The sequence below is a fragment of the Gilliamella sp. wkB7 genome (assembly GCF_001693435.1).
Classification (GTDB): Bacteria; Pseudomonadota; Gammaproteobacteria; order Enterobacterales; family Orbaceae; genus Gilliamella; species Gilliamella apicola_N.
On sequence record NZ_CM004509.1, the window covers coordinates 1,198,842 to 1,212,266 of the forward strand.

The 13,425-nt window shown below is 32.3% G+C and carries 9 protein-coding genes and 1 pseudogene; 1 reads left to right on the forward strand and 9 read right to left on the reverse strand.

Annotated features, from left to right (window positions below; translation table 11 throughout):
* Nucleotides 1-39: 39 nt before the first annotated feature.
* From A9G17_RS05180 to A9G17_RS05200, 5 genes and pseudogenes are all read right to left on the reverse strand, one after another.
* The gene (locus A9G17_RS05180) at nt 40-897 is read right to left on the reverse strand and encodes a hypothetical protein (RefSeq protein WP_065737800.1); all 858 of its coding nucleotides are present in this window, start codon (nt 895-897) and stop codon (nt 40-42) included.
* A gap of 235 nt (nt 898-1,132) precedes the next feature.
* Nucleotides 1,133-2,707, reverse strand: a pseudogene (gene yejF / locus A9G17_RS05185) (microcin C ABC transporter ATP-binding protein YejF); the annotation flags it as partial.
* Entirely contained in the window at nt 2,704-3,735 is a 1,032-nt protein-coding gene (locus tag A9G17_RS05190; RefSeq protein WP_065737802.1) for an ABC transporter permease, read from the reverse strand. The pseudogene yejF and the gene A9G17_RS05190, both read right to left, overlap by 4 nt.
* Nucleotides 3,735-4,823 carry a microcin C ABC transporter permease YejB gene (locus A9G17_RS05195; protein WP_065737803.1) on the reverse strand — a complete coding sequence of 363 codons (1,089 nt, stop codon included), beginning with the start codon at nt 4,821-4,823 and terminating at the stop codon, nt 3,735-3,737. Before A9G17_RS05195 ends, A9G17_RS05190 begins: the two co-directional genes overlap by 1 nt.
* Before the next feature lies 1 nt (nt 4,824).
* Complete coding sequence (locus A9G17_RS05200) at nt 4,825-6,711, reverse strand: extracellular solute-binding protein (RefSeq protein WP_081301789.1); 1,887 nt, start codon at nt 6,709-6,711, stop codon at nt 4,825-4,827.
* A 670-nt stretch (nt 6,712-7,381) separates the two neighbouring features.
* On the opposite strand from A9G17_RS05200, the gene cas3 reads away from it, so the two are divergent.
* Nucleotides 7,382-10,093 (forward strand): CRISPR-associated helicase Cas3', encoded by a 2,712-nt coding sequence (gene cas3, locus A9G17_RS05205; RefSeq protein ID WP_218059761.1) that lies wholly within the window; start codon nt 7,382-7,384, stop codon nt 10,091-10,093.
* 162 nt (nt 10,094-10,255) lie between these two features.
* Here the strand turns inward: cas3 and A9G17_RS05210 are convergent, their stop codons facing one another.
* From A9G17_RS05210 to A9G17_RS05225, 4 genes are all read right to left on the reverse strand, one after another.
* A complete protein-coding gene (locus A9G17_RS05210) occupies nt 10,256-10,972 on the reverse strand; it encodes a hypothetical protein (RefSeq protein WP_065737805.1) in 717 nt (238 codons plus the stop codon).
* 916 nt (nt 10,973-11,888) lie between these two features.
* Nucleotides 11,889-12,122 (reverse strand): hypothetical protein, encoded by a 234-nt coding sequence (locus tag A9G17_RS05215; RefSeq protein ID WP_065737806.1) that lies wholly within the window; start codon nt 12,120-12,122, stop codon nt 11,889-11,891.
* Between the two features lie 46 nt (nt 12,123-12,168).
* Entirely contained in the window at nt 12,169-12,684 is a 516-nt protein-coding gene (locus A9G17_RS05220) for a ClbS/DfsB family four-helix bundle protein (RefSeq protein WP_065737807.1), read from the reverse strand.
* Between the two features lie 13 nt (nt 12,685-12,697).
* Nucleotides 12,698-13,012 carry a chorismate mutase gene (locus A9G17_RS05225; RefSeq protein ID WP_065737808.1) on the reverse strand — a complete coding sequence of 105 codons (315 nt, stop codon included), beginning with the start codon at nt 13,010-13,012 and terminating at the stop codon, nt 12,698-12,700.
* Nucleotides 13,013-13,425: the final 413 nt, after the last annotated feature.

The window sequence follows — 13,425 nt, forward strand, 5'->3', positions numbered from 1 at the left end:
AGCGTTATCCAGTTGGGTAACGCTGATTAATGTTAAACATCAGTAATACGTCATTTCTCTAACAATATTAGTTTGTTTGTTTGTTCGATCTTGTCTTATTTTAGTCGCGGTGAGCCAATCATTTTTGTCATCAAAGGTTAAGAATTGAATGGTATAATTCACTGCATCTTTGCTTGCCGATAAATAAGCTGATTGCATTGTAGTTAAGCGAAAATGATTATCGTATTGATATGAAAAGTTACTTTCATTTTGGGTATTATTACTAAACTGATATAAAACTTTAGCTAATTGCTGTTGTTGATAATTAAAGGTATAAGCTGACGCACCATTTTGATCAACACCGGTAAATTTACCCTCATCATCAACCCCTTTAACTTTCCACTGTACCTGTTTGCTGATCAGACAATTGTTACTATCATATTGATAACTGTCCGTTTCAGTAAAGATAAAGTCTAACGCTTTTTTTACTTGTTGTGATTCAACGATTTTACCTTGTTCATCAGTTTTAAATTGGATGATACTGCTTGTTTTATACTCCAGATCTTCAATAAAGTTTTCCCAACCGACGTTTGTTTTTTGCAAATTTTCGGAATAAACACGTTTATGATCATCTGAGAACAAAATGTATTGGCTTTGAGTAATTAATCCATTTTGATCATAATTGAGGATATGTTTAGCCATTGACTCTTGACGATTATTAATTATTGTTGTTGATGTTCTAACTTCTTGTTTAATACCTTGAGCAGGTAAATCAATAAAATCCAAAATTTGAAAAATATAATTATTTGCTTGAACCCTATTTTGAGTAGAATTTTCACTACAACTTAAAGCCATTACAGTAGGTGAAAGTAATAACGTGCAGAGTGTTATAGAACAAGGTAATGTTTGTTTTTTCATGACTAACCTATAAATAGAGATAAATATTCATCCATTGGTAACAGTGAACTAACTTAAACCATAGCTTTACGTACAACTATTTTTTGCGCATTAATAACGCATTTTCCCAATCGACCTTTTTTTCTTGTTTTTGATTTTGTGAATTATCATTTTTATGATCACCCTTTTCTATTTTTTCAGCTTTATCGGCATAAATTAGGGTTCGGCTTCCTCTGCGATGAGGTTTATCTAAAAATGACAGTAACGCTTTGGTATATTCATGTTCGCAAGAATAAAAGATCTTTTCTCGTGAACCTTGCTCAACAATTTGTGCATCTTTCATAACTATGACTTGATGACATATTGAATATATTAGTGCTAAATCATGACTAATAAAGAGATAACTGAGCCGATGTTTTTCCTGTAACAATTTGAGTAACTCAATGATTTGCTTTTGAATAGTATGATCTAAAGATGAAGTTGGTTCATCTAAAATTAATAATTCTGGTTTTAAAATTAATGCTCGAGCGATAGCAATACGTTGTCGTTGCCCCCCAGAAAATTCGGTTGGATAGCGAAAACGTAAATCAGGATTGAGACCGACTTCTTGCATGATTTCAATTACCGCTTTTTCACGTTCATTTTTACTCAGTTTTTTATGAGCAACTAAACCTTCGCTGATAATTTGCTCAACATTAAAACGAGGATTGAGTGACGAAAACGGATCTTGGAACACAACTTGGATACGGCTCCTAAATGGTAACAGTTTTTTACCCTTTAAATTCTGTATTGGGTGGCTATCAAATAAGATTTCACCTTCAGATTTAATCAATCGTAAAATAGCCAAAGCTGTCGTACTTTTTCCTGAACCTGACTCACCGACAATACCCACTGTTTCACCTTGGTGTATCGTCAAACCAATATTATCAACAATTCTTTTTTGTTCGTGACTAAACAGCCTTTTTTTAGTTATTACATCAACATTAAGATGGTTAACGCTAAGCAATATTCCTGGCGTTTGAGGCAAAACAACCGGATCACCACTTGGTTCGGAATTTAGCAAGGTTTGAGTATATTCATGTTCAGGACGCAAAAAGATACGTTGTTTACTGTTATATTCAACAATTTTACCTTGTTGCATAACGGCTACTTTATCAGCTAACTTTTTGACAATACCAAGGTTATGCGAAATAAATAACATACTCATATTCAATTCATTTTTAAGCTCTTTAAGTAATTGAATAATCTGAGCCTGTACGGATACATCTAATGCGGTAGTAGGTTCATCAGCAATTAATAATTTAGGATGAGTAAGAATTGCCATAGCAATCATAACTCGCTGTCGCTCTCCACCCGATAGCTGATGAGGAAAAGCAGATAATTTATTTTTTGGTTCTTTAATTCCAACACGATCGAGATATTGCAAAATTTCGCTACGGGCAGCATTAGACCGCATACCACGATGCAACGAAAGTACTTCATAAAGCTGTTTTTCAACGGTATGTAATGGATTGAGCGATACCATCGGTTCTTGGAAAATCATACTGATTTGATTACCACGAATTTTACGAAGCTCTTTATCGGGTGCATGCAGCAAGGATTGCCCTTCAAATAAAATATCACCCGTTGGGTAACTCACCTGCTCTTTACGTAATAAACGTAAAATGGATAACGCAGTTACACTTTTGCCTGAACCTGACTCACCAACCAAAGCAAGTGTTTCTTGTTCATCAATATTAAAACTAACATTGCTTACAACACGCGATTGTGATTGTGTATCACGTTTGAAAGCAATACTTAAATCCTCAACAGATAATAAAGTAGAACTCATCGATACACTCCCTTGTTTGGATCGAAAGCATCTCTGATTGCTTCACCAATAAAAATGAGCAATGATAACAAAGTTGCAATAATTAAAAATGAACTAATACCAAGCCAAGGTGCTTGCAAATTATTTTTACCTTGTAGCAACAAACGACCAAGAGATGGCGAATCAATCGGTAAACCAAAACCTAGAAAATCCAGAGAAGTTAATGTCGTAATTGAACCACATAAAATAAAAGGCAAAAATGTTAATGTTGCAACCATTGCATTCGGTAAAATATGACGAAACATAATTTTGCTGTCGCCGACACCCATTGCTTTGGCAGCACGGATATAATCAAAATTACGGGTTCGCAAAAATTCAGTACGCACAATACCTGATAAAGCCATCCAACCAAATAGTACTGTTATTCCGAGTAACCACCAAAAATCAAGGGGTAAAATACTCGCCAGTAAAATAATCACAAATAGCTCAGGTAATCCACACCAAATTTCGATAAAACGTTGTCCAATCAAATCAACTTTGCCGCCATAATAACCTTGAACAGCACCGATAATAACTGAGATAATCGTGGTAAAGAGTGTTAATAAAATGGCAAAAAACATAGAGATACGAAAGCCATATAATATATTTGCCAATACATCAAAACCAGCATCGGTCGTACCTAACCAATGAGAAAGTGATGGCGAAGTAGGAAAAGTGCTTGGCGTATCATAAATTAACGTATTATAGCTATAACGAAATAGAGGCCATAAAATCCAACCATCTGCTTCTATTTTATGCTGCACAGCCGGATCTAAAAAATTAGTTTGAGTATCAAATTGTCCACCGAATTCACTTTCAGGATAAAAATGAAAAATAGGTAAATAGTAATTATCCTGATATTTAATAAAAATCGGTTTATCGTTAGCAATAAAATCAGAAAATAGGCTAATTACAAAAAAAATCATAAACAACCAAAGCGAATAGTATCCACGCCGATTGTGTTTAAATCGTTGCCAACGTTGCTGATTAATAGAGTAATTACTAGTCATCAATTGCGAGCCTCAAAGTCTATGCGTGGGTCAATTATCATATAAGATAAATCGGATAATAGTTTAGCAATTAGTCCGATTAACGTAAAAATATACAACGAACCAAAAATAACTGGATAGTCTCGTTGAATGATCGCCTCATACCCCAATAGCCCAAGCCCATTGAGTGAAAAAATAATTTCTATCAGTAACGAACCGGTAAATAAGATACCGACAAATGCAGCTGGAAAGCCCGATACAATAAGTAGAGTCGCATTACGAAACACATGTTTATAAAGAATTTGTCGTTCACTTAGACCTTTGGCTCTAGCGGTTATAACATATTGTTTACGGATTTCATCTAAAAATGAATTTTTGGTTAGCATGGTTAACGATGCAAAACCACTGATCACCATTGCAATAGTCGGTAAACAGATATGCCAAGCATAATCTTTTACCTTACCCCAAAAATCGAGCTGCTCAAAATGGTTGGAGACTAATCCTCGTAATGGGAAAATATCCCAATAACTTCCACCCGCAAACAGCACAATGAGTAACACCGCCAATAAAAAAGCGGGTATCGCATAGCCAATAATGATTAACGTACTTGACCAAAAATCAAAAGCTGATCCATCTTTAACCGCTTTGCGGATCCCTAAAGGAATCGAAATAAGATAGACAATGAGGGTACTCCAAAGGCCGAGTGAAATCGAAACAGGTAAACTTTTAATAATTAAACCTATTACAGATTCACTTTTAAAAAAACTATTGCCAAAATCGAACATGACATATTTTTTTAATGTTTCAAAATAACGTTCTATTATTGGTTTATCAAAACCGTACTGTTTTTCGATCATAGCCACAATCTGTGGATCAAGCCCGCGCGATCCTCGATAAGTTGACTCATTTTTAGATTGCTGCAATTTTAGAGCGCTATTATCACCTCCCGGCAAAATAGCTTGTCCTGCTTCTGGACCATTTTCAATCAGTGCTAATGCTTGATCAACTGGGCCACCTGGCGCTACTTGTACAATAAAGAAGTTAATCGTTAAAATAACAAACAGCGTAGGAATAATGAGTAATAATCGTCGAATAAGATAATTAAGCATATTAATGTTTCCGATTTTTAGTCAGGCTAGCTGCTTTATCTGCATCATACCACCAACTATCTACGCCAATAGCATAAGCGGGTTGAACAGCTGGCTGCCCAAATTTGTTCCAATATGCATAGTAAGTATTGCTGTTATACCACATTGGAATCATAGGATATTCTTGAGTTAAGATGCGATCAAGAGCGCGCCCAAGAGGAATGAGCTGAGCTTGATTATCTAAATTTTTAGTAATTTCAGCGATAATTCCATCAATTGCTGGATTATGTAATCCTGATGCATTCCATGATGAATTAAGATATTCACTTCCCCAAAGGATCATTAAGTCTGATGAAGGATAATTTTCAGCGCCATAAGTACGTGGCATCATATCATAATCACGCTCACGCAAACGACGTGTAAACTGAGCATAATCAAGTGACACGATTTTCATGGTGATACCTAAACGAGCTAAGTTTTGCTGAAAAGGTATCGCATATTTAATATCATCCCCAAGATATGTAACAAGTTCAAATTCAAAAGGTTGATTGGTTTTAGCATTAACGAGTTTACCTTCTTTAATAATCCATCCAGCTTGTTGAAGTAAGTTAGTCGCTTTTAATAAATTATCACGATTAAATCCAAGGCCATCACTTTTAGGAATGTAAAAAGCATTATCAAACGCCCGTTCAGGAATAATATCTTTATATTGATTAAGCCATTTTAACTCTTGTTCACTTGGCGTACCTATCGCCGCATAAATAGTGTTTTCAAAAAAACTGTAAGGTCTTTTGTAACTATCATAATAAAATGCATGATTTAACCATTGAAAATCAAACGCTAAAGTAATTGCCTCACGAACTTTAACATCATTAAACAAATCTTTTTGAAAATTAAACGCTAACCATTTGGTATCTACAGCCGTTTGAATCGGTTTTTCCTGTTTGATAATATTATTTGAATCAAAATATTGGCCTTGATATTGGGTAAACCAGTTTTTAGGCTGTCCCTCACCACGAAGATCATATTCACCCGCTTTAAAAGCTTCTAGCGAAATACTACTATCCATATAGTATTCAATGCGTTTTTCATCGAAATTATTCATCCCTTTATTAACGGGTAAATCGCTTGCCCAATAGTTAGGATTGCGTCGATAAACCACATAATGTCCCATTTTATAATTACTGATATAATAAGGTCCGCTGCCCACAGGAGGTGTAGCAATTGGCTCTGCAAAATTATGATTTTGCCAAAAATGTTTAGGTATAACAGGCATATTACCAATAAAAGATAATAACTTTTCCCTATCCGTTTCTGGTAAGTCGATGCGCACATGGTAATCATCCAGCGCTTTAACCGTAATACCCTGATTATATACACGATATTGTGGTACGCCTTCAGTCATAAATTTTTGAAAGGTAAATTCAACATCATGTGCCGTAATCGGTTTGCCATCTTGAAAACGAGCATCGGGATTAATGGCAACTTCCGCCCAACGATAATTGTCAGAATAAGTAACGGATGTCGCAATTAGTGGATAAAAACTGGTAATATCATCCGCTAAATTAGTAAAAAGGGTATCGTATAATGACCCTGAGTTTTTTTCTGGCGCACCTCGACTTGCATAACGATTAAAATTATCAAAAGTGCCTATTTCGGCGAGTTTAATTGTTCCACCTTTTGGTGCTTTTGGATTTACATAATCAAGATGATCAAAATTTTCAGGATATTTAGGCTCACCTAATAAAGAAAAAATAGTTTTATGATAGATTTTTTCAGTAATTTGAACAGGGCCAACAAAATTAGCTTCATCATTTATTAATGGTTGATTTGATAAATCTGTATCAGTTTTAATCTCTATTGCCGTTGGTGATTGTTCTGGCTGAGTTTCTTGAGCATTAACCGTCATAGAACAAATAACTAACCCACTTATACAGCTTGTTATAAGTATTGCGTTTATTTTTTGTTTGATTTGGTTAATCATCCTAATGTCATTCCTGTTTAATTACTCATATCAATTTTGGTGAGTAGCATAGAAATTATTTTCATCATGATTCCATACAATTATCCCACCTATAATAGTTCATCTATTTTGCCAAACTTCAACTAAATGAGCAAAACCTAATTCATAAATTCAAGAATAAATACAATCGTTAACATTAATACAGATATAACATTCATTAATAGCTGTCTTTATGAGTAGATAAACATAAAACTAAATTCATTTATCCTTTTCAAAAACTAAGTTTTTTGTAAAAAAGTTTGAGGTTAGCATAACGTTTCAGCATAAAATGCTAAGTTATTATCTGTATTTTTATATTAAACCAGTTATATTAATATCAAAATAAATTTAAGCTTTCTATTCATTAGAATCTAAATAGATTAGTAAACAACCTTAACAAAACAATTAACGACAAAAAATCGATTTATTAGCACAATATCTATTTAGCACAACGATAGGGAATATAATAAAATTAATTATATGAAATTATTTGTTTTTTATATATTTAGCTTTGTTATCCAATAAAGAAGAATGAATGAATCCATCTATGGATAATTGAAAAAGGACAATGAATATAATGGCGGAATCTTTTTATCAATATTGGGGGAAATGTAGACAAAATGCCAATAATTCTTCCTATCATTTGCTTGCTTATCACAATTTGGATGTAGCGGCATGTGGTTATCAGATAGTCAAACACAATTATTTCAATTCTTTTGAATTATTTCAAAAAATAGGCTTTTTATCAAAAGACAAAGAACAAGCTGCACTTTGGTTTGCCTATTTTTTAGCTTGGCATGATATTGGTAAATTTGCTAATGGATTTCAAAAACTATTTAGGCACAATAACCCTCAACTTGTTGCACCTGATCCCTCAAAAGAATATTTATCAAGACATGATTCACTGGGTTGGTGGTTATGGCATGAATCATTATCGCTCAATCCAGAAATTCAACTAGCCCAATATAATCAAAGAATTATGAATTTATATGATATTTGGTTATTAATTATGACTGGGCATCATGGAAAGCCTCCTGAACTACTAAAAGATATAAAAGGTAATTCATCATTTAATCAACAAGACAAAAAAAATGCATCCGATTATATTCAAGCAATTAATCAATTTTTTATTAAAGATAATAAATTACAACATTATCCGCAATTTTTTTTCGATAAAACACATCAAGAAAAACTGAACCAAATAAGTTGGTTGATTGCTGGATTAACCGTTATCAGCGATTGGTTAGGATCAAATGAGCAGTTATTCTCATTTAATTGGCAAGTTATGCCATTATCGGAATATTGGCAAAATCATGCAATCATTCAAGCTGAAAATGCCATAGCAACTCTACCCAAATTATCTTCTGTTGCTCAGTTTAAGAATGTCAAAAGTCTATTCCCTTTTATTGAAAAACCAACACCACTACAAGAGTATGCATTATCCTGTCAATTATCTGATAAGAACCCTGAATTGTTTATTATGGAAGATGTGACAGGCGCAGGAAAAACCGAAGCATCAATGATTTTAGCAAACAGATTAATGTCAGCCCAAAAAGCACAAGGGATTTATATTGGTCTACCAACTATGGCAACGGCTAATGCCATTTATCAACGCACAGCAAATGTCTACGAAAAATTATATCAAGCAGGCAGTCATCCATCATTAGTGTTGGCACACGGCGCTAGCTATATGAATTCAAATTTTACACAATCCATTTTAAAGAAAGATCACATCAGCCAACAAAAATATTCTAAAGGTGAACAATCTGTCAGTGCTGAATGTAACGAATGGTTTGTTGATACTCGTAAAAAAGCCTTATTAGCTGAAGTTGGCGTAGGTACACTAGATCAGGTTTTAATGGCTGTTATGCCATTTAAACATCAATCATTGCGTTTATTAGGTTTACAACATAAATTACTTATATTAGATGAAGTTCATGCTTATGACAGCTACATGGTAAAACTACTAGAAGCATTACTTCATTATCACGCCACACAAGGCGGAAGCGCCATTATTCTAACTGCCACATTACCTATTTTTTTACGTGAAAAGTTACTTAATGCATTTAATAATGGCTTAATAAATAAGCAGCAAACATTATCTTTAAATCAGTCATTACCGTTTCCGCTTATAACGAGACTTAATTATCATGGTCTGACTGAACAACCAATAGATACCCGAGAAGAAGTAAAACGTCAGGTTGAAATAGCATGGATTGCCGATATTGAAACTGGTATAAGTAAAATTGAACAATCAATAAAACAAGGTAAAATTATTTGTTGGATTAAAAATAGTGTAATTGATGCCATTGACTTATATCAGCAACTACAACTTACCTTAAATATAGACACTGATCATATTTTACTTTTTCATAGTCGATTTGCTTTTTGTGATCGGTTACAAATTGAAGAAAAAGCCTTAACATGGGCAGGAAAATCCTCAAATAGTGAAATTCGCCAAGCAAAGGTGATCATTGCAACTCAAGTCATAGAACAATCTTTAGATCTTGATTTTGACGAAATGATAAGTGACATAGCCCCTATCGATCTATTGATACAACGTGCTGGACGTTTACAACGGCATGTGCGAGATAAAAATGGTAATATCAAACCGTATAATAAAGAGAATCAACCAAAAGATGAGCGAGCCCCACCAGTTCTTACTGTGTTTGCGCCACCTTGGCATGATGAACCACAAAAAGATTGGCTGGATAATCCTGCTTTTCGCAATACCAGTTATGTATACCCTAATCACGCGTATTTATGGTTTACTCAAAAAATCCTACTCAAGCAAACATATATCAAAATGCCCCAAGAGGCACGTTTATTGATTGATTCTGTTTATACCGAACATATTGAGCTTCCTTCAGGATTATCAGAAGTTTACTATAAGGAAAAAGGAAAGTCGCTTAGTCAATCCTCTATTGCCAAACAAAGTGTACTAAACATTAACAATGGTTATAGACGAGACATCTATAGCTATTGGGATAAGAATGTTGAATTATCTACCCGATTATCTAAAGATAATATCGATCTGTATTTAGCTTATAATGAAGAAGAAGAAATAATCCCTTACAGTGTTAATAATGAATATGCATGGGAACAAAGCCGAGTTTCAATCAGCCTATCAAAATGGCAAAGAATAAAAAATACCATTCCACAACTTGATCCAATAAGTTTAGAAAAAATTAGGCAACAACTGCATAGACCACAAGCAATCATCGTTCTACTAGAAAAAGGAAAATCTTCATCCTTTTACTCAAAATTATTAGGTTTTTATGCTAATTGATCGAAACTCTAACTATTAAATAATCAGTAAAATTAACTGATTTAAACCAAAGATGAAATGCAGCAAAAAAATAATTAAAAAGCAAGAAAGTGAAGAAAGATCGCATTGTTATAATGTGGTGCTCGGTATCAAATCAACTTAAAAAAGGAGCTATTGCTCCTTTTATTTCCAACTTACAATACGAATTGGATTACCATTTGAATCAACAATTGCTGTGACAGTATTTTTAGTAATCTTACCACTATTACTCTTTTTACCGTAAAATGTGGTGGTAATTGTTAACGTATTATCGTCATTTTCGACATATTTAGTTTCAAGATGTTTATAAGTACTTACATCTTTTATTTTAAATTTTATTAATTTTTCAAGTTTACGGTGAGCACCATCTTCACCCGAGAATTGAGCGCTAATTATTTGCTGTCTTTCTAATATTGTCTGTAACTCATCGTGTTTAGTTTTATATTCTGAATTATCAGGAACAAGTTCTAATAGTTTACTATATAAATCAAATCGTTTCTGTAATTCAGATTCAGGGGTTGCACTAAGCTCATTTGACAAATCTGTAATTTGTTTCTGAGTGTTAGTCTTTGTCAACTCGGCTTGAACCTGATCTTTCAATTTTAACAATGCTTCGTCTTCTGTAACCTGGTATTTATTGACTAAAGAAATTGCTTCATCATATTTTTTTTCTGTGATTAACTGATTAATTTGTGAAAAAATATTATCTTTATTTGAATTGAACTCAGAAATGAGCGCTTTCTTATCTTTGTCTATCTGATTATCGCCATCACTTAATGAAGTTTGTGTAAAAAACCAAAATGCGCCAACAATCAAACAACCACCCAAAAACCAAGCTAAAACTCTCTGCCATGTTTTCATAAAAATCCTTAATCCATTGACTATTAAAAAAGACTGCTTACTTTACAACAATTTAGTTATTTAACAAATATTCTTTTGTTAATAACATGATATAAAACTATAATTTTTAATTTGAAAATACATCATAATATAAAAGCTAAAGTCATAAAACCTTTTGCTATAAGTTATCTTAACATTCTCAACAAGTTATCCGCATTACCTTTTTTGTGTATAAACTCACCGATAATAGTAAAATTGTGTTTTTGATCACATTAAATTTATCAAAATGAGGGATATGTTTAATTACTAATTAGCGTGAGGATTAAAAAAATAGATATTCTATCCATAAAATAAATAGGTCAACTTTTAGATTTAATGAATTTATTAAAGAATAGTATTAAAAATCATATGTATTACTGTATCGCCTTTAAATAATAAATTTATTTACCAGTAAAGGTTACTAAAATTGATTTGCTCCTTAACAGACAAATTTAACTTTATGTATATAGGAAACACTAAACGTTTATAAGCTTGTATTGGTATAGTATCGATTTATCACTATATATAGGGATAAGAAACAATTTAATTATAACTACTTATTAAATAATTAAAATAATCAATTAAAAACTCTAACAATTTTTTTCTTAGTTTTATACTTAAATATATCCATCATCTGAAATGTTTCGACAAAATAACTGATTGCACAACGATAAAAAATAGTTTTTAACCTATCGATAGGATAGTGAATAGGATTTTAGTTTGAATAAATAATAGGGTCGAGTTTTATTTAAAAAATTAATTATATTAGTAAGTTATAATTTATTTTGTAAAAAATATTCAGGAGTCTATACCATTTTATTATTAAAATTATTAATTACACCTGATTTGTTATATTTTAGTTTTAACTTATACCATATCAATATGTTAAAAAATTGAATTAATTTTGTTGGACTAAATGCAAAATATTGAGTATTGCGGTTTTTGCTTGATGACTGTTTTTCCAACAAGTTGAGCCTGTTAATAATGCACCCTTGTTAAGAATTTCATCCAAAGAAGCATTGCGTAATTTATCAAAAGAATCAAGTTGCATTTCTTCAAGTCTTTCAATAATTTTAGTGCCAACAAATTTTAGTTCTAATAATTGCTGGCGTTCGGTTTCTGAAAAAGCCATATTCATCCTATTAGGTTATATAGTTATATTTAATATTAAGTTACTTTTAAACTGGATTGTTGAGTTTTTTCCACTTTCTGATTTTCGATCTAAACGATTTAAATGGCGCAACAGAATTGATGTGAATAAAACGAGCGACTGTCCAAGATTCAGGATAAGGTTTAGTCCAATTTCGAACATCTTTAATAAATAAGGTATCATCACTTAAAGACTCAATCCAATTGTTCCAAATCGTAATTTGTTGTTTAAATGATTGGATTAATTCTGATAGAGATAGACCTTGATACGTATCATAGAATGTTTGATACAAACTACCTAAACGATTCCATTTATACTCAGGTGCAGGTAACTCGGGCGTTTTTCCTGCTAGTTCGTCATCATCCCAAGATTTAACTAATTTTAACCAGCCTAACTGATAAGCAATCATTTGGGCTGGGGTACGATCAACACCGTCAATTAAAAGATCTTTTTCAGATTCTAATAAATCAGTAAATTCATTAATAAACAGCTTGGCAGTTTTGTTTATTTCATCCAATAACTGTTGTTTACTTGCATAAGCCATACAGAAACTATCCTTATTTTTCTTTATTATTAAATTGTTTTAATTCTTCATCAATAAAATAACGAACCAAATTAGCATATAACTCTTTAATTACATCACCATTTAGCCCTAACTCATTTGCCCAAATCTTTCGTTGTTCAAGCATACTGTCAAAACGGGCTTTTGCTTGTACATCATTAGCATTTTTCTTAAATTTACTGGCCGCTTTGACATACTCAAAACGAGTAGCAAATAGCTTAATAACAGTATGATCAATTTTATCGATCTCAGTACGAATATCATTCATATCATAGCATTGTTTAGGCGATCGCTTAGAGTTATATTCCATGTTATTTAACCTTTAGATAGTTATTAATATTGTAGAAATAGTGATGGTATGTTACCTCTAAAACTTTATTACTAAAGTTTGATTAGTCCATAATCTTCAATTAAATTGATTTCAAGAAACAAAGCTCATTTACTTTATCCACAATATAATTTTTGGCTTGTTCAATATAATAATAACAACCAACAAATATACTACACCGTTACTTCAAAAAAGTAACTCAATTATAAATTTACTAACATTATTAGTTTTTGTGTCGAGTAACATAATTTTAATAAGATTGACCGCAAAATTTTGTTTGTTAAATACACTACGTGTTAATTTTCAGTTTATGCATCGCTAATTTAGTTTTATATTTAATTTAAGCACAACCATTATTTATAGAATGATATATTTTTTAAAGGAATACTGTCAGT